The 22,868-nt window shown below is 71.1% G+C and carries 20 protein-coding genes; 15 read left to right on the forward strand and 5 right to left on the reverse strand.

Going from position 1 to position 22,868, the window contains the following annotated elements; translation table 11 throughout:
• Positions 1–139: 139 nt before the first annotated feature.
• Positions 140–2,848 carry a lamin tail domain-containing protein gene (locus OM076_RS24570; protein ID WP_270042735.1) on the forward strand — a complete coding sequence of 903 codons (2,709 nt, stop codon included), beginning with the start codon at positions 140–142 and terminating at the stop codon, positions 2,846–2,848.
• 101 nt (positions 2,849–2,949) lie between these two features.
• On the opposite strand, the gene OM076_RS24575 is transcribed toward OM076_RS24570, so the two are convergent.
• Positions 2,950–4,332: a cation:dicarboxylate symporter family transporter gene (locus OM076_RS24575; RefSeq protein WP_270042736.1), complete on the reverse strand. Its 1,383-nt coding sequence runs from the start codon at positions 4,330–4,332 to the stop codon at positions 2,950–2,952.
• Between the two features lie 145 nt (positions 4,333–4,477).
• Between OM076_RS24575 and OM076_RS24580 the strand changes: the two genes are divergently transcribed.
• The 4 genes from OM076_RS24580 (at position 4,478) to OM076_RS24595 (ending at position 9,817) form a co-directional block, all read left to right on the forward strand.
• A complete protein-coding gene (locus OM076_RS24580) occupies positions 4,478–5,998 on the forward strand; it encodes a sensor histidine kinase (protein ID WP_270042737.1) in 1,521 nt (506 codons plus the stop codon).
• Entirely contained in the window at positions 5,995–6,672 is a 678-nt protein-coding gene (locus OM076_RS24585; protein WP_270042738.1) for a response regulator, read from the forward strand. Before OM076_RS24580 ends, OM076_RS24585 begins: the two co-directional genes overlap by 4 nt.
• A 10-nt stretch (positions 6,673–6,682) precedes the next feature.
• Entirely contained in the window at positions 6,683–7,648 is a 966-nt protein-coding gene (gene holA, locus OM076_RS24590; protein ID WP_270042739.1) for a DNA polymerase III subunit delta, read from the forward strand.
• A gap of 240 nt (positions 7,649–7,888) precedes the next feature.
• Positions 7,889–9,817 carry a glycoside hydrolase family 15 protein gene (locus tag OM076_RS24595; RefSeq protein ID WP_270042740.1) on the forward strand — a complete coding sequence of 643 codons (1,929 nt, stop codon included), beginning with the start codon at positions 7,889–7,891 and terminating at the stop codon, positions 9,815–9,817.
• Positions 9,818–9,884: 67 nt separating this feature from the next.
• Here the strand turns inward: OM076_RS24595 and rpsT are convergent, their stop codons facing one another.
• The gene (gene rpsT / locus OM076_RS24600; RefSeq protein ID WP_270042741.1) at positions 9,885–10,154 is read right to left on the reverse strand and encodes a 30S ribosomal protein S20; all 270 of its coding nucleotides are present in this window, start codon (positions 10,152–10,154) and stop codon (positions 9,885–9,887) included.
• A gap of 51 nt (positions 10,155–10,205) precedes the next feature.
• Between rpsT and murJ the strand changes: the two genes are divergently transcribed.
• Genes murJ through OM076_RS46305 form a run of 10 tightly spaced genes read left to right on the forward strand, consistent with a single transcriptional unit; the run spans position 10,206 to position 19,997 of the window.
• The gene (gene murJ / locus OM076_RS24605) at positions 10,206–11,801 is read left to right on the forward strand and encodes a murein biosynthesis integral membrane protein MurJ (protein WP_270042742.1); all 1,596 of its coding nucleotides are present in this window, start codon (positions 10,206–10,208) and stop codon (positions 11,799–11,801) included.
• Positions 11,802–11,813: 12 nt separating this feature from the next.
• Complete coding sequence (gene lepA, locus OM076_RS24610; RefSeq protein WP_270042743.1) at positions 11,814–13,619, forward strand: translation elongation factor 4; 1,806 nt, start codon at positions 11,814–11,816, stop codon at positions 13,617–13,619.
• A complete protein-coding gene (locus OM076_RS24615) occupies positions 13,619–14,029 on the forward strand; it encodes an FAS1-like dehydratase domain-containing protein (RefSeq protein ID WP_270042744.1) in 411 nt (136 codons plus the stop codon). The genes lepA and OM076_RS24615 overlap by 1 nt, the downstream gene beginning before the upstream one ends.
• Positions 14,008–14,373 carry a MaoC/PaaZ C-terminal domain-containing protein gene (locus OM076_RS24620; RefSeq protein ID WP_270042745.1) on the forward strand — a complete coding sequence of 122 codons (366 nt, stop codon included), beginning with the start codon at positions 14,008–14,010 and terminating at the stop codon, positions 14,371–14,373. The genes OM076_RS24615 and OM076_RS24620 overlap by 22 nt, the downstream gene beginning before the upstream one ends.
• A 3-nt stretch (positions 14,374–14,376) precedes the next feature.
• Positions 14,377–15,381 carry a heat-inducible transcriptional repressor HrcA gene (hrcA, locus tag OM076_RS24625; RefSeq protein WP_270042746.1) on the forward strand — a complete coding sequence of 335 codons (1,005 nt, stop codon included), beginning with the start codon at positions 14,377–14,379 and terminating at the stop codon, positions 15,379–15,381.
• A 6-nt stretch (positions 15,382–15,387) separates the two neighbouring features.
• Entirely contained in the window at positions 15,388–16,521 is a 1,134-nt protein-coding gene (gene dnaJ, locus OM076_RS24630) for a molecular chaperone DnaJ (protein ID WP_270042747.1), read from the forward strand.
• Positions 16,518–17,420 (forward strand): 50S ribosomal protein L11 methyltransferase, encoded by a 903-nt coding sequence (locus OM076_RS24635; RefSeq protein WP_270042748.1) that lies wholly within the window; start codon positions 16,518–16,520, stop codon positions 17,418–17,420. Before dnaJ ends, OM076_RS24635 begins: the two co-directional genes overlap by 4 nt.
• The gene (locus OM076_RS24640) at positions 17,417–18,220 is read left to right on the forward strand and encodes a 50S ribosomal protein L11 methyltransferase (RefSeq protein ID WP_270042749.1); all 804 of its coding nucleotides are present in this window, start codon (positions 17,417–17,419) and stop codon (positions 18,218–18,220) included. The genes OM076_RS24635 and OM076_RS24640 overlap by 4 nt, the downstream gene beginning before the upstream one ends.
• Positions 18,217–19,173 carry a pyridoxal-phosphate dependent enzyme gene (locus OM076_RS24645; protein ID WP_270042750.1) on the forward strand — a complete coding sequence of 319 codons (957 nt, stop codon included), beginning with the start codon at positions 18,217–18,219 and terminating at the stop codon, positions 19,171–19,173. Before OM076_RS24640 ends, OM076_RS24645 begins: the two co-directional genes overlap by 4 nt.
• Complete coding sequence (locus OM076_RS46305) at positions 19,056–19,997, forward strand: EamA family transporter (protein ID WP_270042751.1); 942 nt, start codon at positions 19,056–19,058, stop codon at positions 19,995–19,997. Before OM076_RS24645 ends, OM076_RS46305 begins: the two co-directional genes overlap by 118 nt.
• A gap of 106 nt (positions 19,998–20,103) precedes the next feature.
• On the opposite strand, the gene OM076_RS24655 is transcribed toward OM076_RS46305, so the two are convergent.
• The 3 genes from OM076_RS24655 to OM076_RS24665 form a co-directional block, all read right to left on the reverse strand.
• On the reverse strand, positions 20,104–20,787 hold the full coding sequence (locus tag OM076_RS24655; protein WP_270042752.1) for a hypothetical protein: 684 nt from the start codon (positions 20,785–20,787) through the stop codon (positions 20,104–20,106).
• 359 nt (positions 20,788–21,146) lie between these two features.
• Positions 21,147–21,503, reverse strand: a complete 357-nt coding sequence (locus OM076_RS24660; RefSeq protein ID WP_270042753.1) for a DUF192 domain-containing protein — start codon at positions 21,501–21,503, stop codon at positions 21,147–21,149.
• Between the two features lie 4 nt (positions 21,504–21,507).
• Complete coding sequence (locus OM076_RS24665) at positions 21,508–22,824, reverse strand: hypothetical protein (RefSeq protein WP_270042754.1); 1,317 nt, start codon at positions 22,822–22,824, stop codon at positions 21,508–21,510.
• Positions 22,825–22,868 lie beyond the last annotated feature (44 nt).

Here is a 22,868-nt window from a genome sequence, read left to right on the forward strand (position 1 = left end):
TTTCACACCTCGATAACCGAACCGTCACGCACGCGCCCGCAGCGGCGATACGTTTGCCGCCGTCTCTCTCGGATTTCCTCGCGGAAAGGACTCCTGAACCGTGAAATTGCGTATCCACCTAGCAACGGCCGTCGCTCTCTTGGCCGTCGGAGCGCTGGGTGTACCGGCCGCTCAAGCGGCGAGCAACGTCGTCATCTCGCAGTCCGCGTTCGGCGGCCCCGCTGGCGGCAATGACGAGGTGGTGGAGATTCGCAACGTCTCCGCCGCAGCGGTCGACATCAGCGGCTGGACGCTCTGGGGGTCCAACAGCGCCGGCACCGCCAGCGCCCGCGCGACCGTCCCGGCGAGCACCACGCTGCCCGCCGGCCAGACGTTCGTGTTCGCCAACTCCGCCGGCTCCTTCACCGCGGCCGGCGACGTGCTTTACGGGACGGGCATCACGAACACCGGCGGCATCCAGATTCGCAACGGCGCGACGGTGGTCGACGCGTTCGGGTCTCCGACCGCGCCCGCCGCGTACCGCGAGGGTGCCGGGCTCGCCCAGCCGTCGTCCGGCGCGGGTGGGTTCGCGCGCAAGAACAACGGGACGCAGGACACCGACGACAACGTCGCCGACTTCAACGGCCCGCTGACGCCGACCCCGACCAAGTGCGGCACGACGTGCTCGGGCACGGTCGGCCCGGCGCCCTGCGCCGCCGGCCCTGACGGCATCGTGCCGATCACCAGCATCCAGACACTCGGCGACAACGCCGCCTGCAACGGCACCACGGTGAAGATCCGCGGCGTCGTGACGGGCATCGACGACCTCTACGGGTCGACGTACGACGCGATCTACAAGGCCGACTCGGGGATCTGGATCCAGGAGCCGACGATCGACCCGAACGCCACGACGTCCGACGCGCTCTTCGTCTCGGGCATCCGCCGCAACGCGGCCAACCCGGCGGGCGTGATCGGGTCCGACATCACGATCACGGGCCGCGTCGAGACCAAGTTCGGTCAGGTCGGCATCGTCCCGGCCGGCGTGGGCAACACGAGCAGCCCCGCGGCGCAGGAGGTCGATCTCACCAGCGTCGCCACGATCAACTCGACCGGCAACGCGCTGCCCGCGCCCGTCACTCTCGACCGGACCAAGTCCGAGGCGCAGGGCCTCAGCCGCGCGTACTACCGCTCGCTGCAGGGCATGCGGGTCCAGCTGCCGGAGGGCATCGCGACCGGCGGCGGCACCACCAAGTTCAATGACGTCTTCCTCGAGCCGGGCACGACGGCCCAGCGCCTGTTCCGCAAGAACACCGTGGCCGCGGACGAGACGCCCTGGTACGACAAGCCGGCGGAGATCGGCATCGCGCCCGACGGCGGCGCGGGCAACCCGGCCGATCCGCGCCTGCCGTGGAAGAGCACGACGCAGGTCAACCTCGACCTGTTCGACATCGCCCGCAACGTCGTGGGTCCGCTGAGCTACACGTTCAGCTACTACGAGATCATGCCGCAGCTCGGCGGCCCGACGCCGACGATCGAGCGCGGGCCGATCAACGCGGCCGCGCCGCCGACGGCGCCCGCGCAGCCCGCCAACACCCTCCGTGTGGCGAGCTTCAACGTCGAGAACTTCTTCCCGGTCGGGAAGGAGAACGACGGCCACGTGATCACGCAGCCCGAGTACAACGCGCGGGTGGACGCCATCGTGCACGCGATCAAGGACCGCCTCGGCGCGCCTGACGTCGTCGCGATGCAGGAGGTCGCGGTGTTCGCCGACGGCGCCAACGCCCTCACGGGCCTGGCGCAGGCGCTCGGCAACTACACCGGGTACATCACGACCAACAACGACGGCCGCGGGATCGCGACCGGCTTCCTGGTCAAGGACGGCACGACGGCCACCAACGGCCGCCTGCTCGGCAACACCGTCAACGGGCCGTGGGCGAGCGCGAGCGTGTGCGACCTCTACCCGGGCAAGCTGTTCGACCGGGCGCCGTACGCGCTCGACCTCAAGAAGGGCGACCTGTCCTTCACGGCGCTGAGCAACCACTTCGCGTCCCAGTCGCACCAGACGCAATGCCGGATCGACGAGGCCGCGTACGTGCGCGACGCCGCGGCGGCCCTGCAGCAGGACGGCAAGAACGTGCTGGTGGCGGGCGATCTCAACGACTTCGAGTTCTCCACGCCGCTGTCGACCCTCACCGGGAGCGGCATCCTGGCCAACCTGTGGAACGACGTCCCCGCAGGCCAGGCCTACTCGTACAAGTTCAACGGTCACCTGCAGACGCTGGACCACATGCTCGTCACGGCGGGCATGAAGTCGCGCCTGGCCGACGTGCGGTACATCCATCTCGACAACGACGTGTACGAGCGGGTGCCGACCGACGGCACCGGCCTCTCCGACCACGACCCGCCGCTGGCCACGTTCACGCTGGCCCAGGGCGCGAGTACGAGCACGACCAGCCCGGTCTCGGGCAATGTGCCGAGCACGCTGGCGCTGACGCTCGGTGTGCCCGCCGCCTTCGGGAACTTCGTCCCGGCGGTCGGGGCCGACTACACCGCCTCGACGGTCGCGACCGCGACCTCGACTGGTGCGGATGCGGCCCTGAGCGTGTTGGACTCGAGCGCGACCGCGACCGGTCGGCTGGTGAACGGCACGTTCGCCCTCAACGACCCGGTGCAGGTCAACGCGAACAACGGCGCGTTCGCTCCGCTGCGGACCGACAACGGCCCGCTGACGCTGATGACCTGGAACATCCCGATCAGCGGCACGAACGTCGCGCTGGGCTTCAAGCAGCACATCGGCGCCACCGAGGGGCTGCGCACCGGCAGCTACTCGAAGACGCTGACGTTCACGCTGTCGACGACGGCGCCGTAGCCGCGGCGCCTGCGCGAGGACGCGCCTGATGGGCGCGCCCTCGCGGGGTGGGGCGACGACGGAACCTTCGGAGGGGCGCCACACGGCGCCCCTCCGGCGTTTCAGGCCAGCGCCGGAACCGTCGCGCTCTCGGGCCGCTCGAAGCGCCCGCCGTCCGCGGCCGGCGCGTCGGGCTCGAGATCGTCGTCGTCGAGGACGTCGGGGTCGGCGAGCGACGGGTCGTCGAGCACCGCTTGGAAGCGTGCCTCGTCGCGCTCGCCCTGCCACTTGGCGATCACCATCGTGGCCACGCCGTTGCCGATGCAGTTCGTCAGCGCGCGGCCTTCACTCATGATCCGGTCGATGCCGACGACCAGCGCGATGCCGACCGCGATCGACTCGGGTGAGAAGAACGTGCCGCCGAACGCCTGCAATGAGGCGGTCAGCGTGACCAGGCCGGCGCCCGTGATGCCGGCGGCGCCCTTGGACGTCAGCACCATCAGGGCACAGAGCGCGATCTGCTCGCCGATGCTCATCGACTGCCCGGCCGCCTGCGTGATGAACAGCGCCCCGAGCGTCAGGTAGATGCACGTGCCGTCCAGATTGAACGAGTAGCCCGTCGGCAGCACGACGCCGACCGTCTGCTTCGAGGCGCCCGCCTTCTGCAGCTTGGACAGCAGCCGGGGCAAGACGGTCTCCGACGAGGACGTGCCGACGATGATCAGCAGCTCGTCCTTGAGCAGCCGCACGAACTTGAAGATGCTGAAGCCGCTCCAGCGGGCGACCAGGCCGAGCACGCCGAAGACGAAGATCGCGCACGTGCCCCAGAACGTCGCCATCAGCAGCGCGAGGTTCGAGAGCGCGCCGCCGCCGAACTGGGCGACGGTGTACGCCATGCCGCCGAACGCGCCCAGCGGCGCCGCCCACATGATCATGCGGATGATCGCGAACAGGATCTTCGAGACGACATCGAACACCGCGAGCACCTGCTCGCGCTGACGGCGCGCCAGCACGGAGACGCCCGCCGCGACCAGGATCGCGATGATCAGCACGCGCAGGATCTCGTTCTCGACGAACGGCTGCACGAACGACGTCGGCAGCAGGTCGTCGGTGATGAAGCCGGTGAACCCGGTGCCGGAGCCTGCGGCTTCGGCGATCTTCTCCTTCGCCGACTCGGTACCGGACGCGCTGGCCGCGCCCGAGAAGCCGGAGCCGGGCTGGATCAGGTTGCCGGCGACGAGGCCGAGCGCCAACGCGCAGACCGTCGCCACCAGGAAGTAGCCGAGCGCGCGCAGCGCGAGCCCACCCGCGCGGGCCATGTCGCCCAGCGAGGCGATGCCGATCACGACGGTGACGAAGATCACCGGTGCCGTGACGGTCTTGATGAGCTGCAGGAACGCGTCCGCCAGCCACTTCGCGTCGGTCGCGGGGCCTGGCGCCACCAGACCGAAGGCGATGCCGGCGGCGATCGCCACGAGCACCCAGAACCACAGCTGCCGCTTCATGGGAAGGGCCTCTCCTCTCGTCTCTCTCCACCCCGCGACCCTCTTGCCGCGAGGAGGGCGAAACTACGAGCGGCGCCGGGCCGTGTCGCGGTTGTGGTCATATTGGTCGAAGGCGTCGTTGTGGTCGCGTGAGAACATGCGACCGATGCGGGTGAAAAGCCTTGCCGGGCGCCTGCTGCTCCTTCAGCTCACGGTGGTCGCCGTGACCGTCGCGGCGGGCGCGCTGATCACCGTGCTCGTGGCCCGCGAACGCACGGAGACCGCGGCCCGCGACCGCTCGCTGACGATCGCGCGCACCGTGGCGGCGCTCCCCGACCTCCCACCCGCGCTCAAGAGCGACGACCCGTCGCGCACGCTGCAGCCGCTCACCGAGCGGGTGCGCAAGGTCGCCCGCGTCGACTTCATCACGATCATGCGCCCGGACGGCGTCCGCTACACCCACCCGAACCCGCGTCTGATCGGGCAGCACTTCGTCGGCACCTACGCGCCCGCCGCGCAAGGCCGCACGATCACCGAGACGACGAAGGGCACGCTCGGCCAGTCGGTGCGAGCGGTGGTGCCGGTCCGCGACGGCGGGCGGGTCGTTGCGTTGGTCGCCGTCGGCGTCCTCACCGACGCGATCGGCGAGGAAGTCGCCGCGCTGCTACCCGGGCTGCTCAGCCTCGCCGCGGTGATCCTGCTGATCGGATCCCTGCTCAGCCTCCTGCTCGCCCGCCGCGTGAAGCGGCAGACGCTGGGCCTCGAGCCGCAGGAGATCACGACCCTCTACGCCCACCACGACGCGACCCTGCACGCCCTGCGCGAGGGCGTCGTCGTGTTCGACGAGAGCGGCCGCCCGGCGCTCGTCAACGACCACGCCCAGCGGTTGCTCGGCCCTGACCTCGCGACGCTCGAGCCCGGCGAGCTCAAGGACGACGCCCCGCTGATCGCGGGCGATCGCGTCCTGCTGGCGTCCAGCCGTGCCGTCGAGCGCGACGGCCGCCGCGTCGGCACCGTCGTCACCCTGCGCGACCGGACCGAGGTGGAGACGCTCGCGCGCGAACTGGGCGCGGTGACGGCGCTCGCCGACGCGCTGCGCGCCCAGACCCACGAGGCCGCGAATCGCCTGCACGTGATCGCTGGCCTCGTCGAGCTCGGCCGCACCGAGGAGGCGATCGAGCTCGCCGGTTCGGAGGCCGCGTCCGCCCAGGACCTGCTCGGGCATCTCGGCGAAGGCATCGAGGAACCCGTGCTCGTGGCCCTGCTGCTCGGCAAGACGGCCACGGCGCGGGAGCGCGGCGTCACGCTGCGCGTGCGACCCGGCGCCCGCCTCTGTTCCGGCTTCCCACCCACCGAGCTCGCGACGATCGTCGGCAACCTCGTCGACAACGCGCTCGAAGCGCTCGGACCTGACCGCGAGGGAACGGTGACCGTCACGCTCGCCGACGACGGCGACCACGCGACGATCGAGGTGCGCGACGACGGCCCCGGCCTCCCGCCGGACACCGACATCTTCGAGCCGGGCGTGACGACCAAGCCCGCCGGCCCGGTCGGGCGCGGCCTCGGCCTCGCGCTCGTCAAACGGGCGGCGACGAAGCTCGGCGGCACGGTGGAGGCTCGAACGGAGGACGGCGCGGTGTTCACCGTCCGGCTCCCGCACGCGCAGCTGCCGGCGCTCACGCGATGACCGTCCGCACGCTCATCGTCGACGACGACGTTCGCGTCGCCGAGATCCACAGGAGCTACGTGGAGCGCATCGAGGGCTTCACGGTCGCGGGCGTCGCCAACCGCGGGACCGAGGCGCTCAGGCGGGTGCTCGAGGACCAGCCCGACCTCGTACTGCTCGACATCTACCTGCCCGACCTCGGGGGTCTCGAGGTCTGTCGCCGGCTGCGGGCCGCGGGGAACCTCGTGGACGTGATCGCGGTCACCGCGGCGCGCGACGTCGACACGGTCAAGGGTGCGGTCGGGCTGGGCGTAGCGCAGTACCTCGTCAAGCCCTTCGCGTTCGCGACCTTCCGCGACAAGCTCGAGCGCTACGCCGCCTATAAGCTGCGCACGGACAAGGGCGGCGAGGCCGAGCAGGAGGAGATCGACGCGATACTCGGCGAGCTGCGCACCCCCGGCGCGCTGCCGCTCCCCAAGGGCCTGAGCAAGGAGACGCTGGAGCTCGTGGCCCGCACGCTCAAAGCGGCCGACACGCCGCTCGGCGCGGTCGAGACGGCCGAGATCGCGGGTCTCAGTCGCGTCACCGCCCGCCGCTATCTCGAGCACCTGGTCTCGGCCGATCAGGCCGAGCTGGAGCTGCGCTACGGCGGCAGCGGCCGTCCGGAGCACCGGTACCGCTGGTCGTCCCGCTAGGGTCAATCGGGTGCCTTTCCATCCCGCCTATCTGATCCACGGAGACGACCACGGCCGGATCGCCGAGCGGCGCGCCAGCCTGCGCCAGCTGGCCGAATCGGCGGCGGGAACGGCGGGGGTCGAGGTCTACGAGGCCGACCAGTGCACGCCGGAGGCGGTCGCCGGCGCGCTGAGCGCGATGACCTTCGCGATGGGGCGGCGGTTCGTGATCGCCGACGGCGTCGAGCGCTGGAAGGACTCGGACGTCGCGCCGGTCGCGTCAGCGCTCGCAAGCGCCGATCCCGAGACGCTCACGGTCGCCTTCTTCGCCCGCGAGGAGGGGCGCTACAAGGCGCCGCCGAAGCTCCACGACGCGGTCAAGAAGGCGGGCGGCAAGATCGCGGCCGAGATGAACGTCAAGCCCAAGGACCTGCCGAGCTGGGTGATCGAGCAGGCCAAGGAGGCCGGCGTCAAACTCGACCGCAACGCGGCCCGCGCGCTGATCGCCCAGGTCGGCGACCGCCAGCAGCGCCTCGTGCGCGAGCTGGAGAAGCTCGCGCTCGAGCACGGCAAGGGCGCGACGATCGGCGCGGAAGAGGTCGAGGAGTCCTGCGCCACGTCGGCGGAGCGCAAGGTCTGGACGCTGGCCGACGCGCTCGTCGACGGCGACCGCAAGACCGCGGTCGCGACGCTGCTCGAGCTGCGCCAGCAGGGCGAGCGCATCACCGGCCTCACCTACCGGATGGCCGGCAAGCTGCGGGAGGCGGCGATGGTCGCCGACGCGCTCGCCGCCGGGCAATCGCGCGCGCAGGCCAAGAAGCTGCTGCGCGGCGCGCCCTGGGCCGCGGACAAGACGCTCGCGGCGATCGAGAAGCGCGACGCCGAGTCGCTGCGCCGCGCGGTGGCGGCGATCGCCGACCTCGAGGTCGAGACCCGCGGCGGCGAGCTCAGCGAGGACACCGAGGCGATCCGCGCCGTGCTGATCGCGACCCGGTAGGGCCGACAGCCGGCGGGCGGGTGTACTCGCGGGTGGGGAGACCGAGCGAGCGCGGCGAGGTGCCGGCCGGCGGGCGCGAGCGCGTGTGCGGCGAGACCGCGCGAGAGCGGCGCGGTGCCAGCCGGCGGGCGCGATGAGAACGGCGCGGCGCCAGGCCCGTGCGTCCGCTTGCCACGAAAGGGCGGGACGCGGATTGCGCGTGACCCGCGCCGGAGCGCAGTTTGAGAGGATCCCGCTCCAATGTCGCTCGAGAACCCGGATCCACCGCTCGTCTCGCCCTTCCCGCCGATCGCCGACTACGGCTTTCTGTCGGACTGCGAGACCTGCGCGCTCGTCGCTCCCAGTGGGGCGATCGAGTGGATGTGCCTGCCACGCTACGACGGGCCGAGCGTGTTCGGCGCGATCCTGGACCGCGACGCCGGGACGTTCCGGCTCGGCCCCGCCGACACGATGGTTCCCGCGGCGCGGCGGTACCTGCCCGGCACGATGATCCTCGAGACCTCGTGGGGGACGAGCCGGGGCTGGGTGATCGTGCGCGACGTCCTGCTGGTCGGTCCGTGGCACGACACCGAGGAGCGCTCGACGACGCACCGCCGCGCGCCCACGGACTACGACGCCGACCACGTCCTGCTGCGCACGGTGCGCTGCGTCAACGGCAGCGTCGAGGTCCAGCTCGAGTGCGACCCGATCTTCGACTACGGCCGCCGCTACGCGCACTGGGAGTACGTCGGCGAGGGCTATAACGAGGCGGTCGCGACGTCCGACGGCTGGCCGACGAAGCTCACGCTCACGACCGACCTGCGGGTCGGCTTCGAAGGCTCGCGCGTCCGCGCGCTCACGACGCTGCACGACGGTGACACGGCGTTCGTCGCGCTCGCGTTCTCCGATCACCCCGGCCCGAAGACCTACAGCGACGCCTACAGCCGCCTGGTCAACACCGCCGACTACTGGCATCAGTGGCTCGCCCACGGCACGTTCCCGGACCATCCATGGCGCCAGTACCTGCAGCGCTCGGCGCTCACGCTGAAGGGCCTGACCTACTCGCCCACGGGCGCGATGATCGCCGCCGCGACCACCTCGCTGCCCGAGACGCCGGGCGGCGAGCGCAACTGGGACTACCGCTACTCGTGGGTCCGCGACAGCACGTTCATGCTCTGGGGCCTGCACTCGCTCGGCTTCGAGTGGGAGGCCAACGACTACTTCTATTTCATGCAGGAGGTCGCGCAGTCCGACGACCTGCAGGTGATGTACGGCATCCAGGGCGAGCGGGAGCTGATCGAGGACACGCTCGACCACCTCTCCGGCTACGACAACGCCCGCCCGGTCCGCATCGGCAACGGCGCCTACAACCAGCGCCAGCACGACGTGTGGGGCACGATGCTGGACTCGATCTTCCTGCACGCGAAGTCCCGCGACCACCTGCCGGAGCGCCGCTGGCCGCTGATCGAGCGGCTCGTCGAGGCCGCGATCGAGAACTGGAAGCTCCCCGACCGCGGCATCTGGGAGGTGCGGGGTGAGGACAAGCACTTCGTGTCCTCCAAGGTCATGTGCTGGGTCGCGTGCGATCGCGGCGCCCGCCTGGCGCGGCTGCGCGAGGCGCATGAGCACGCCACGCGCTGGCAGGCGCACGCGGACGAGATCAAGGCTGACATCATCGAGCACGGCTGCAAGAACGGCGTCTTCACGCAGCACTACGAGACCGACAGCTTGGACGCGAGCGCGCTGCTGATCCCGCTCACGCGGTTCCTGCCGGCCGACGACGTCCGGGTGCGCAAGACCGTGCTCGCGATCGCCGACAACCTGACGGTCGACGGCCTCGTGCTGCGCTACAAGGTCGAGGAGACCGACGACGGCCTGCAGGGCGAGGAGGGCACGTTCACGATCTGCTCGTTCTGGCTCGTGAGCGCCCTCAGCGAGATCGGCGAGCATTCGCTGGCCCGCGACCTGTGCCAGAAGCTGTTGGGCTACGCGTCACCGCTGCATCTGTACGCGGAGGAGATCGATCCGCGCAGCGGCCGCCACCTCGGCAACTTCCCGCAGGCGTTCACCCACCTGGCGCTGATCAACGCCGTCATGCACGTCATCCGCGCCGACGAGAAGCTCGCCAAGGGCATCCAGCCGCTCTCGGCGCAGGACCCGACGACGGACGTCGTCCCGCCTGCCATCTAGGACCCCTTAACGAACAACGCCGGCGTCACAGGACGCCGGCGTTGTGAAGGCGAATGCCCGGGTCGAGCTAGGCGACCGGGACGGCGCGGCGAATGCGCTCGGCGCGGGACTTCTTGCGGGCGCCGGTGTTGGCGTGCAGCGCGCCGCGCTTCACGGCCTTGTCGATCAGCGACACGAGCTTCTTGTGCTCGGCGTCGATGACATCGACATCGCCGGCGGTCACGGCGGTTTCGAGGCGCCGGAAGTACGTCTTGATCTGCGACGTGTAGTGGCGGTTCTCGAAGCGCTCACGCTGCGAGCGACTGTTCCGCTTAATTTGTGACTTGATGTTGGCCATAGTGAGAAGGTCACGGAAGGTCCGCAACGGCGGCGTACTATAGCGCGCTGCTTGGCCAAACCAGACGTCGCACCTCGCCGCCGCACCGCGGTCAACACCCTGATCTTCTCAGTCGGGACGGGCCTCTCGCGTGTCGCGGGCCTGATCCGGGAGATCGTGGCCGCCAGCTACTTCGGCACCAGTGGCGCGGCCTCCGCGTTCACGCTCGCGTTCCAGATCCCGAACCTGATCCGCGCGCTGGTCGCCGACGCGGCGCTCTCAAGCGCCTTCGTCCCGGTCTTCAGCGAGCTGCTGGAAGAGAAGAAGAAACGCGAGGCCTATCAGCTGGCGGCGGCCCTCGCGGGCCTGCTGCTGGTCGGGCTGACCCTGATCACGATCGCGTTCATCCTTCTCGCGCCGGTGATCATCCCGCCCTTCACGGGCGACGAGTTCACCCCGGCGCTCGAAGACCTGTGCGTCGGCCTCAGCCAGGTGCTCTTCCCGATCGTGATCCTGCTCGGGCTCACGGGGCTCGCGGTCGGCATCCTCAACGTGCACGACCACTTCACGATCCCCGCGATCGCGCCACTGGTCTGGAACATCGTGATCATCGCCGGGCTGGTCGGGCTGGCGCCGCTCTTCGAGGGTGACAATCAGCTCTACGCCTACGCGCTCGGGGTGGTCGCGGGCACGCTCGTCCAGCTGCTGATGATGCTTCCGGCGCTGCGCCGGATCGGGTTCCCGATCGGCACGATCCGGCTGCCCAGACGCGACGACGTGCGGGTCAAGCGCGTGCTGCTGCTGATGCTGCCGGTCTCGGTCGGGCTCGGGCTGATCAACATCAACCTGCTGCTGAATTCGACGATCGGCCTGCTCGTGTCCCCGCAGGTGCCGCGCGCGGTCGACGCCGCCTTCCGCATCTACATGCTCCCGCAGGGGATGTTCAGCGTCGCGGTGGCGACCGTGCTCTTCCCGCAGCTCTCCCGCCTCGCCACGCGCAAGGACTACGTCGGGATGCAGGCGACGATCGGGGTCGGCCTGCGGCAGATCGCGCTGCTGCTGATTCCGGCCGGCGCGGCGATGCTCGTGCTCAGCGATCCGATGGTGCGCCTCGTCTACCAGCGCGGGGAGTTCGACGCCGAGTCGACGAGGCTGACCGCCGAGGCGCTGTTCTGGTTCAGCTTCAGCCTCCCGTTCAGCGGGTTCGTCCTGATGCTCACCCGCGGATTCTTCGCGCTCCAGCGCCCGTGGGTGCCGACGACGCTGGCGGTCGGCTCGCTGGCGATCAACGCGATCGGCTCGTATCTGCTGTCCGGGCCGATGGGGATCGGGGGCATCGTGCTCGGCACGACGATCTCCAACGTCGCGCTCGTGCTGGCCGAGGCGGTGATGCTGCGCCGGGCGCTCGGCGGGTTCCAGACGGGGGAGACGCTCACTACGATCGCGCAAGTCCTCGTCGGGGCGGCCCTCCTCGCGCTCGTCGCCTACGGCGTCTGGTGGGCGGTCGACGATGTTCTCGGGCGCTCGCTGATCGGGCAGGTCCTCAGCGTCGGTTTGGCTCTCATAGCGGGCTCAGCGGCGTACGCGGCGGTCGTTCTGGGGCTGAAAATCCCGGAGGCACGGCAGATCGTCGAACTTTTCGCCGGAAGGCTCCGGCGCGGCTCGTAACCTAAGTGTGCTTTGGCCGACCAGGCGCACATCCGCAACTTCTCCATCATCGCCCACATCGACCATGGAAAGTCGACGCTGGCCGACCGCATCCTGGAGTTGACGCACACCGTCGACCCCCGGGCGATGCGGGCCCAGCTGCTCGATTCCATGGACCTCGAGCGCGAGCGGGGGATCACGATCAAGGCCCAGGCCGTGCGCGTGTTCTACACCGCCCAGAACGGCGAGGTCTACCAGCTGCATCTGATCGACACGCCCGGCCACGTGGACTTCACGTACGAGGTCTCGCGTTCGCTCGCCGCGTGCGAGGGCGCGCTGCTGGTCGTGGACGCGAGCCAGGGCGTCGAGGCGCAGACGGTCGCCAACACCTACCTGGCGATCGACGCCGGCCTCGAGCTGATCCCGACCATGAACAAGGTCGACCTGCCCGGCGCCGAGCCCGACCGCGTGGGGGAGGAGATCGCCGAGCTGATCGGCGAGGACCCGGAAGAGGTGCGCCGGATCTCGGCCAAGACCGGCGAGGGCGTCAACGACCTGCTCGAGCAGCTGGTCCAGCGCGTGCCGCCGCCGTCGGGTGATCCGATGGCCTCCCCGCGGGCGCTGATCTTCGACTCCGAGTACGACCAGTACCGCGGCGTGATCGCCTACATCCGCGTAGTCGACGGGACGTTCCGCAAGGGCGAGACGATCATCGGCATGCAGACGGGCACGCAGGCCGAGATCGACGACATCGGCTTCTTCACTCCCGCCCAGCTGCCGTCCGAGACGCTCTCAGCGGGCGAGGTGGGCTACCTGATCACCGGGATCAAGGACGTCACGCAGCTCGCCGTCGGCGACACGCTGACGACCAAGAACCATCAGGCGACCGAGCCGCTGCCGGGCTACCGCGAAGTCAAGCCGATGGTGTTCTGCGGACTGTTCCCGATGAACAACGACGACTATCCGGAACTGCGCGACGCGCTCGAGAAGCTGACCTTGAACGACGCGGCGCTGAGCTGGGAGCCCGAGACGTCGGACGCGCTCGGCTTCGGCTTCCGCTGCGGCTTCCTCGGCCTGCTGCACATGGACATCGTGCGCGAGCGCCTGGAGCGCGAGTACGACCTCGAGCTGATGGCGACGATGCCGAGCGTCGAGTTCGAGATCACGCTCACCGACGGGTCGGTGATCCCGGTCCACAACCCGACCGACATGCCCGACCCGGCGCGCATCGCCGAGGTCCGCGAGCCTTACATCCGGGCCAGCATCCTGACGCCCAAGGAGTACATCGGGCAGATCATGGAGCTCTGCCAGGAGAAGCGCGGCAACCACTCGGGCATGCACTACCTGTCCTCCGAGCGCGTTCAGCTGACCTACGACCTGCCGCTGGCGGAGATCGTGCTCGACTTCTTCGACCAGCTCAAGACGCGCACGAAGGGCTACGCGTCGCTGGACTACGAGCCGGTGGGCCTGCGCCCGTCGAACCTCGTCAAGCTCGACGTGCTGCTCGGCGGCGACACCGTGGACGCGCTGAGCATGGTCGTGCACCGCGACAAGGCCTACGAGCAGGGCAAGCAGATGACCGAGCGGCTGCGCAAGCGGATCCCGCGCCAGCAGTACGACGTGCCGATCCAGGCCGCCGTCGGCGCGAAGATCATCGCCCGCGAGACGGTCAAGGCCTATCGCAAGGACGTCACCGCGAAGTGCTACGGCGGGGACATCTCCCGTAAGCGCAAGCTCCTCGAGCGCCAGAAGGAGGGCAAGAAGCGGATGAAGCAGGTGGGTCGGATCGAGGTGCCTCAAGAGGCGTTCCTCGCGGTTTTGGAGCTAGCGGACGACTGATGGCCGCGTCCACGACCGACACGTACGTCGTCGGCCGCGAGAAGATCCGCGAGTACGCCTCGTCGATCGGTGAGACGGCCGCCATCTGCCACGACGTGGAGGCCGCGCGCGCCGCGGGCTACGCCGACGTCGTGGCGCCGCCGATGTTCGCCGCGGTCTACTCGTGGCGCGCGATGGGTCCCGCCGTGCTGGACCCCGAGGTCGGCATCGACTTCTCCCGCCTGGTCCACGGCGCGCAGGACTTCACCTGGCACGCCCCGGTGGTCGCCGGCGACGAGATCACCACCGAGGCGGCGTTCGGCGACGTCGCCAAACGCGCCGACATCATGGTCTACACGTTCACCTCGCGCTCGGTCAATCAGCGCGGTGAGCTCGTCTGCGAGGGGACATGGACGAACTTCGTGAGATGAAGGTCACGCCCGATCGGTACGTGACGTACCGGTACGCGGGCGCGTCGGGGGACTTCAACCCGATCCACCTCGACGACGAGTTCGCGCGCTCCGTCGACCTTCCCGGCCACATCCTGCACGGGCTGTGGACGATGGCGCAGGTTGCGCGCGCGGCCTCCGGCGAGGACCCGGTCGCGCTGAAATCCCTGTCGGTCCAGTTCCGCGGCCTGGGCGTGCCGGAGAAGGAGATCGCCGTCACCTCGAAGTTGAAATCCTCGGGGGACGGGGAGGCCGTCTTCGACTGCGAAGCGGTGCAGGACGGCAACAAGCTCGTTCGCCGCGGCCGAGCGGTTCTTAGAATCTAAGGAGTGCTGACTCCCCGCCAGGCCCTGTTGCTCGGCAAGGTGGTGGACGGCTTCGCGCAGACCGGGCTTCCGGTCGGCTCCAAGACGCTCGCCGCCGATCCCGACGTTCCCGCGGGTCCGTCGACGGTCCGCAACGAGCTCGCCGTGCTCGAGGAGAACGGGTTGCTCGCGCACCCGCACACCTCGGCGGGCCGGATTCCGACCGATGCCGGCTATCGCTACTACGTCGATTGGCTGCTGCCGGAGGCGCCCGCCGCTGAGCTGCGGCTGTCGCTCGTCCGGCGACAGGTCGACGAGGCGATGCGGGTCACGACCGAGACGCTCTCGCAGGTGACGAACCTCCTCGCGATCGTCTCGGCGCCCCCGATCGGCACGACGACGATCCGCCACATCGAGGTCCTGCTGCTGCAGCCGCAGGTGTTGATGGTGGTCGTGATCACGTCCACGGGCGGCGTCTCCAAGAAGGTTTTTACGTTCGATTCCCCGCTGGATAGCGGTTTGACCGATTGGGCGGGGTCGTACCTGAACGAGCGCCTGGTGGGCATGGGCCTGGGCGCGCGGATGTTGCAGTCCAAGCTCGCGGACCCGTCCTTGAACGCGGGCGAGCGGGCGTTCATCGTCGAGCTGGCGCCGGTGTTCAGCGAGCTGGCGGAGACCGCCGAGGACACGCTGTACGTCGACGGCGCGCACCGGCTGGTCTCGGAGTACCGCTTTCAGGACGTCTCCCAGCTCAACGCGCTGATGGAGATGCTCGAGCGGCGGGTGTCGATGCTGGGCGTGCTGACCGCCGCCCTGGACTCCCGCACCTCGTACGTGCGGATCGGGGTCGAGAACCCCGAGCCCGCGCTGCAATCCTTGTCGCTGGTGGCCGCCAACTACGGCTTGCCCCAGCGCAATCTTGGCACCGTGTCGGTGATCGGACCGACGCGAATGGACTATGCGCGGGCGATCCGGTCCGTGCGCGAGGCGGCCTATGAGCTGTCGCGCTTCATCGAGGAGCTGTACTAAAGCGTTATGCCGCGGGATTACTACGAGGTGCTGGGGGTTCCGCGCGACGCGGACGAGGCGACGATCAAGAAGTCCTTCCGTCGTCTGGCGCGCGAGCTGCACCCGGACGTGAACGCCCACGACCCCGACGCCGAGGACAAGTTCAAGGAGGCCGCCGAGGCCTACGAGGTCCTGTCGGACGCGACGCGACGTCAGACCTACGACGCCTACGGCCACGACGGGCTCAAATCCGGCGGGTTCTCGCCCAACTTCGAAGGCTTCGGGTCGATCTCGGATCTGTTCAGCGCGTTCTTCGGCCAGGGCGGCGGATTCGACGCCGCATTCGGCGGCACCCGCGCGCGGGGTGGGGCCGTGCAGGGTGGGGACGTCGCGCTGGCGGTCTCGATCTCTCTGGGCGACGCCGCGCGCGGCACCTCGGTCGAGGTGACCTACGACGCGACCGCGCTGTGCGAGACCTGCCACGGCAACGGAGCGGAGCCGGGCACGCCGATCGTCACCTGCGACAAGTGCCGCGGCGCAGGGCAGATCCAGGCCGTGCAGCGCACCCGCTTCGGCCAGATGGTCCGCACCGCGCTGTGCGACAAGTGCGGCGGCGACGGCCGGATCGCCGAGCAGCCGTGCCACACCTGCGACGGGCGCGGCATGACGGTCGCGCAGCGCCACGTGAAGGTCGACATCCCGGCCGGGATCGAGGACGGCCAGCGGATGCGGGTCACCGGCCGCGGGCACGCGGGTGAGCGCGGCGGGCCCGCCGGCGACCTGTACGTGGTCGTGCGGGTGGCGGAGGACGAGCGCTTCATCCGCGATCGTGAGGATCTGGTGACCGTGGTCGACGTTCCGGCGCCGCTGGCGGCTCTGGGCACGAAGATCGCGGTGCCGACCTTGGATGGCGACGTGCCGCTGGACGTGCCGGCGGGCACCCAGCCGGGCGAGACCATCGTGATGAACGGGCGCGGCATGCCGCCGTTGGGGCGCGGGCGCACCGGCGATCTGCGCGTGGTGATCAACGTCGTGATCCCGCGGCGGCTCTCGCGCAAGCAGAAGGACCTGCTCAACCAGTTCTCGGAGTCGCTGACCGAGGACAACCTGCGCGAGGACGAGGGCATGATCGCGAAGCTCAAACGGGCGCTGGTGGGGTGACGACGAGGCTCGGCATCCGGGTCCGGGCGGAGGACGCAGAGATCGCCTTCGCCCGCCTGGAGCCGGTGCTCGCGGCGGGTGCGGAGGAGGTCGAGCTCGACGGTCTGGTCGAGTTCGCCGTCTACGGAGATGCGCTGCCTACGGACGACGAGGTGCGGGCGCTCGCGGGTGACGCGGTCGTCGACGTGGTCCGCTCGCGGATGGACTCCGGCTGGGCCTTGGCCTGGCAGGACCACTTGACGCCGGTGACGGTCGGCGCGCTGACGATCCGGCCGCCGTGGATCGAGGGTGGGGTGGACGACCTCGTGATCGATCCGGGGCCGTCGTTCGGGGCGGCCTCGCACCCGACGACCCGCCTCTGCCTGGAACTGCTCCAGGAGACGCCGCCGACCGCTTTGGCCGACTGGGGGGCGGGAAGCGGCGTGCTCGCGATCGCGGGTGCGCGGCTGGGCTTCGCCCCGGTCGTCGCGATCGAGCTGGACCTCCTGGCCGCGCACGTCGCGCGCCGCAACGCCGGGCGCAACGGGGTGACGGTCGAGGTGATCGAGGGCGACGTGACGGCGGCCGCGCCGTGGGCGCCGACGATCGTCGCGAACCTGACGCTGCCGCTGCTCGTCGCCGCGGCCGGCGGTTTGGCCGCGCGAGCCGCGTCTTCGGCGGACGCCGCCGCGCCGACTCGCCCCGCTGCACCGTCGGACGCCACCGCGCCGACTCGCCCCGCTGCACCGTCGGACGCCGCCGCGTCGAGTCCCGCCGGCGCCACCCGCCTCATCGCCTCCGGCGTCCTCGCGTCCGCCGCCCACGAGGCCGTGGCCGCCTGGGCGCCACTGGGTTTCTCCGAGCGCGAGCGGCGCGTGCTCGACGGCTGGGCGGCGCTCGTGCTGGAGCGCGACGCGTGATCCAGCTCACGATTCGCGTCGATCGCGAGCAAGCCGACCTCGTCCTCGCCGACCTGATGCCGTTCGCGCCCGGCGGCCTGGAGGAGCGCGAGGCCGGGGATGCGATCGAGTACGTGCTCTACGGAGCGGCGGGCGAACTGCCCGACGTCGGCGACGTCCGCGCCGCGGTCGGTGGGCGGCTGATCGACGTCTCGACCACCGTCCTGCCCGATGACTGGGGCCAGGACTGGCGCAGCTTCCACAAGCCGGTGGACGTGCCCGGGCTGCGGGTGCGGCCACCGTGGGAGGACCCGCTGCCGGGCGCCCTCGACGTCGTCATCGACCCCGGCCAGGCGTTCGGCACCGGCTCGCACGCCACGACCCGCCTCACGCTCGAGCTGCTCGCCGATCTCACGCCGCGCGGCGCGCTGGCCGACTGGGGCTGCGGAAGCGGGGTGCTGGCCATTGCGGCCGCGAAGCTCGGCTGGGCGCCGGTGCTCGCCTGTGACGTCGAGCCCGAGTCGGTCGAGGCCACCCGCGAGGGCGCGGCCGTCAATGGCGTCGCAGTCGAGGTCACCCGCTGCGACGTCCGGCGAGGCGGCCCGTACGCGCCCACCGTGCTCGCGAACCTGGTCCGCCCGCTTCTGCTGGAGGTCGCCGCGAACCTGACGGAGCTGCCGGATCGCCTGATCATCTCCGGGCTCGAAGGCGACGAGCCGGACGAGGTCGTCCCCGCGTTCGAGCGCCTCGGCCTGCGGGAGACCCGCCGCCGCCAGGGCAGCAACTGGTCGGCGATCGAGCTCATAAACTCGCGCTTGTGATCACGCTCGACGACGTCCAAGCGGCCGCGGGGCGCCTCGCGGGGGTCGCCCATCGCACCCCCGTCCTCACCGGCCGGCTGCTCGACGAGGCCACCGGCGCCGCGCGGGTCCTGCTCAAGGCCGAGAACCTCCAGCGCGCCGGCGCGTTCAAGTTCCGCGGCGCCTACAACGCGGTCGCCGCGTTGACGCCTGCGGAGCGGGCGCGAGGCGTCGCGACCGTCTCCTCCGGCAATCACGCGGGAGCGCTCGCGCTGGCCGCGAGGCTGCACGAGATCCCCGCCGTGATCCTGATGCCCGACGACGCACCGGCCGGCAAGCTCGCCGCGACGGCCGGCTATGGCGCCGAGATCGTCCCCTTCGACCGCTACGCGCAGGATCGTGAGGAGCTCCTGGCGGCGCTCGTCGAGGAGCGCGGGCTCGTGCCGATCCACCCCTACGACAACCTCCGCGTGATGGCCGGCCAGGGCACCGCGGCGCTCGAGCTGCTCGAGGACGCGGGCCCGCTCGACGTCCTGCTCGTCTGCCTCGGCGGGGGCGGGCTGCTGTCGGGCTGCGCGACCGCGATCAAGGCGCTCTCGCCCGAGACCCGCGTGATCGGCGTCGAGCCGGAGGAAGGCGACGACTTCGTCCGCTCGCTCGCGGCGGGCGAGCGCGTCCGGATCGACGTCCCGCGCACGATCGCCGACGGCCAGCAGCTGCCGATCCCCGGCGAGCTCACGTTCCCGGTGATCCGCGAGCTGGTCGACGAGGTCGTGACGGTGTCGGACGCGGAGATCGTCGACGCGATGCGCCTGCTCTTCGAACGCGCCAAGACCGTGACGGAGCCGAGTGGTGCGTGCGCGTTCGCCGCGCTGCTCGCAGGTCGCATCGATCCGACAGGCCTGCGCGTCGGCGTGACGCTCTCGGGCGGCAACATCACCGCGGCCCGCTTCGCGGAACTGGTCGGCCCCTGACCCTCGCGGCGCTCGCGCTCGTTCTCGCCGCCGCGGCGCTGCACGCGGGGTGGAACGCGCTCGTCGCCAACGCCGCGGACACGCACGCCACGTCCGCGGTCGCGCTCCTCGTCGGGGCCGCGGTCTTCGCGCTCCCGGCGGCGCTCACCTGGCGCGTCGACGCCGACGCGTGGCCGTACATCGCCGCGTCGGCGGCGCTCGAGCTCGCGTATTTCGCCCTGCTGGCCGCGGTCTACTCGCGGGCGGACCTGTCGTTCGCCTACCCGATCGCGCGTGGCTCCGCGCCCGTCCTCGTCCTGCTGATCAGCGTGGTCGCGCTCGGCGCGAAGGTCAGCCTGATCGCCGCCGCGGGAGTGCTGGCGGTGACGGCGGGCGTCCTGCTGGTGCGCGGCGTGGGACGGGCGGCCGCGGATCTCGGCTCCCTCGCCCTCGCCCTCGGCGTCGGCGCCTGCATCGCCGGCTACACGCTCGTCGACGATCACGGCATCCGCCACGCGGGCACCGTCCCGTACTTCGAGGTCATCCTCGTCGCCTGCGCGATCCCCTACGCCGTCACGATCGCCGCGACGAGAGGGACCGACGCCATCCGCGAGGCGGCCAATCTCCGCTCCGCCGCGGCCGGCGTCGGGATGGTCACCGCCTACCTGCTCGTGCTCGCCGCGCTCGAACGCGCCGAAGCCGCCCCGGTCGCGGCCCTGAGGGAAACCAGCGTCGTGATGGCCGCGGCCGGCGCGGCGATCGCGGGGCGGGAGAAAGTCCCGGCCGCCCGCCTCATCGGCGCCGTTCTCGTCATGTTCGGCGTCGCGGCCGTCGCCCTCGGCTGAACCTAAAGGGACTGTCCCTTTAGGTTCGCCCCGCCGCGTCGCCGCTGTGGTGCGCGGCTGAGGAACGCGGCCCGACGGGTCCGCCGAAGATAAAGGGACTGTCCCTTTAAGTTTCTAGGCCCTGGACGAAGCGCCAGCGGCCGTCCTCGCGGGCGAGGGTGACGGTCCAGGTGGCGGGTGCGCGGGCGACGTAGCGGCCCGAGGGCGCTCGGAGGGAGAGGCGGTAGACGACCTGGGCGAGGGCCCGGGCGCCGGAGACGAAGACGCCTTCGAAGTCGAGGATCTTGACCTTCTGGGCGACCTCGGTGCGGCCGGCGTAGCGGGAGGCGAAGTCGCGGACGCCGTCGGTGCCGAGCGCGTTGAGGACCGGTGCCGAGTAGACCTCGGCGAGGGTCTTGGTGATGTCGGCGATCGACGCTCCGCCCTCGACGGCCGAGAGGCGGTTCAGCGCGGCGAAGTCGCGGCGGATGTCGGCGCGGACCTCGCGGAGCTCGCGGCGCGACCCGACGTCGGCGAACGGGGCCATCTGCGTCTGCGCGGCGGAGCCGTCGCCGGCGAGCTTGTCGGCGAGCTTGCGGATGGCGCCCATGCCTGGGAGCGCTCCGCGCCGGCGCAGCATTTCCACCGGGTCCGGACGATCGGCGACGAGCGCGCGGATCTCCTTCGGCATCCCGGCCGTATTGACCGTCGGCACCGCGGGCGCCGCACCCGCCCCGGCATCATCGGATCGCTGCTTGAGAAGCACGATCGCGACCGCGAGCACGCCGATCACCAGGGCGACCCGAACCATGGCGTGACCGTAGCCCCGCACGCGTCCGGCGGCATGAGGCGAAAGGCCCAAATCGCGCGTGGGCCCTGCGAAGGCGCGGGGAAAGCGCGCGGCGGGGAGGAGGGCGCGCGGCGGGCGGGGCGCGCGGTGGGGCGAGGGCGCCCGGTGGGGCGAGGGCGCCCCGTGGGGCGAGGGCGCCCCGTGGGGCGAGGGCGCCCCGTGGGGCGAGGGCGCACGGCGGGTGGGGCGCGCCGCGGGGCGAGGGCGCACGGCGGGTGGGGCGCGCCGCGGGGAGGAGGGCGCGCGGCCGGGCGTGGGGGGTGCCCCGGCTAGGTATCGGCCGGCGGGAGTTATCCGGGGCACCCCCCGGGACGGCGCGGTTAGTGCGGGTCGGTGAGGCCCGCGGCCAGAAACCGGTCGGCGGTTCCGCCGCGGGTTTCGATGACCGAGCGTGCGCGGAGGCAGTTCTTCACCCGCCGCGGGGGGACGTTCGGGTCCACCCGCACCACCTGACCCGCCTTGTCGAGCCAGATCAGGTCGAGCGGGAAGCGCATCGTGAACGTGTGCACGGAGCGGCAGCGCGGGATGTGGAGGCCGGTCGTCTCCGGCATGTCGTCGAGCTTCGCGAGGCCCTTCATCCGCGAAGCGCGCGTGTGGGCCTCGGCGATCCGCAGCCCGCCCGCCAACTCGCGTCCGGGCAGACCGTCCAGCCGCGGGCAGGCGCCCGCGGCGCTCATCGGCTCAGCCGATGCAGAATTCGCAGCCACTGCTCTTCGGCGACGACTTACGGGTCGGCGCGGTCGTGCTGGGCGGCGTGTAGTTGTTCGTGGGCGGCGTGTAGGACTGCGTCGGCGTCGGGGTGGCGACCGGCGTTCGGGCGTTCTTGTTGGCCTTCGCCTTCTTCGCTGCCTTCTGACGCGCGACGGCCCTCGCATGCGCACGCGCACGCTCCCTCTTGGCCGCGCGCTGCACCCGCGCCACCGCGGCGTCATGCGCCCGCACGGCCGCGGTGCGCTCGAGCCTGAAGTCACTTGCCGCGGCGGCCTGCGCCGCGGGGTCCGGCGTCGCGCTCGCCACCGGCGTCGCCACAGGCGTGGGCGCCGACGACGGCGTAGCGGAGGCCACAGGCTGCTTCAAGGACGCGGGCGACGGCTCCGACCCGCCCAGGAGGAACGTGCTCGCCAGGACGACGGCCCCGATCCCGATCGCGGCATAGATCGCCACCAGCAGGACGGGATGCACCCGCGAGCGGCGAGACGAGCTCGAAGCGTTCGCGCGGCGCGGGGAAGACTCCGGCGCGCCAGACGGGGCGCCCCACGAGCGCCCGACCGGCGCGGCCCACTCGTCGTCCTCGTCGAGTGCGATCGTGCGCCCACGCTCGGGCTCCGACGCGGCGTCGGCAGCGGGAGCCGGCGCGGCCACGTCCGTCGCCGACGCGGTGGCGAACACGGGCGCCGCCGGGGCGGACTCCTCGGTGCGCGACCAGTCACGGCCGCTGTTCCAGCCCTCGGACGAGGACGGCGAAATCGGCGTGGGCGACCACTCGGGCGCGACCGGCGCGGGCGTCTCGGCGTTCCACAGCGCGCGCGGCGCCGGCGGCTCGTCGTCGCCTTCCCAGCCGAGGCCGTCGTCGTCGTCCTCGACCCACTCGTCCTGCTCGGCGGCCTGGGCACGCCAGCGCTCGACGCTGGGCAGCTCGGGAGCCGCAGGCTCGACCGGCTCAACGTCCGGCGCCTCAGAAGCGGCGGCGGCGAGCGGGGATTGCGTCGCGCGCCACTGCTCCCATGCCTCGCGCGCGTCCACGGACGGCTCGACGGCGTCTTCGCCCTCCCAGCCCAGGTCGTCCTCCCAGACGTCGGCGTCCGCGGCGGGCGGCGTCCACGAGGCAACGGCAGTCCCGGACGCGGCGGCCACACTGGCCTTCCGGGCCTGCGAAGGCTTGCCCGCCTTGAAGCGCTTCGACGCGGGGCGATGCGCCGCCGCCTTACGGCGCTGCAGGCGCGGGACGACGATCAAAGCGGCCCCGGCAATGGCAAAAAGCAGAACTACGACTTCCATTTCGTCTTCCCACATAGTGCCAGTTCAACTGGCGTCCGTCTTGC

It is taken from the genome of Solirubrobacter ginsenosidimutans, from assembly GCF_027587205.1.

Bases quoted from the DNA above. Each gene is read 5' to 3' on its own strand.
- OM076_RS24575 (WP_270042736.1), bottom strand. From the start codon at position 4,332: ATGAAGCGGCAGCTGTGGTTCTGGGTGCTCGTGGCGATCGCCGCCGGC.
- OM076_RS24580 (WP_270042737.1), top strand. From the start codon at position 4,478: ATGCGGGTGAAAAGCCTTGCCGGGCGCCTGCTGCTCCTTCAGCTCACG.
- OM076_RS24585 (WP_270042738.1), top strand. From the start codon at position 5,995: ATGACCGTCCGCACGCTCATCGTCGACGACGACGTTCGCGTCGCCGAG.
- OM076_RS24595 (WP_270042740.1), top strand. From the start codon at position 7,889: ATGTCGCTCGAGAACCCGGATCCACCGCTCGTCTCGCCCTTCCCGCCG.
- rpsT (WP_270042741.1), bottom strand. From the start codon at position 10,154: ATGGCCAACATCAAGTCACAAATTAAGCGGAACAGTCGCTCGCAGCGT.
- OM076_RS24615 (WP_270042744.1), top strand. From the start codon at position 13,619: ATGGCCGCGTCCACGACCGACACGTACGTCGTCGGCCGCGAGAAGATC.
- OM076_RS24620 (WP_270042745.1), top strand. From the start codon at position 14,008: ATGGACGAACTTCGTGAGATGAAGGTCACGCCCGATCGGTACGTGACG.
- dnaJ (WP_270042747.1), top strand. From the start codon at position 15,388: ATGCCGCGGGATTACTACGAGGTGCTGGGGGTTCCGCGCGACGCGGAC.
- OM076_RS24655 (WP_270042752.1), bottom strand. From the start codon at position 20,787: ATGGTTCGGGTCGCCCTGGTGATCGGCGTGCTCGCGGTCGCGATCGTG.
- OM076_RS24660 (WP_270042753.1), bottom strand. From the start codon at position 21,503: ATGAGCGCCGCGGGCGCCTGCCCGCGGCTGGACGGTCTGCCCGGACGC.
- OM076_RS24665 (WP_270042754.1), bottom strand. From the start codon at position 22,824: ATGGAAGTCGTAGTTCTGCTTTTTGCCATTGCCGGGGCCGCTTTGATC.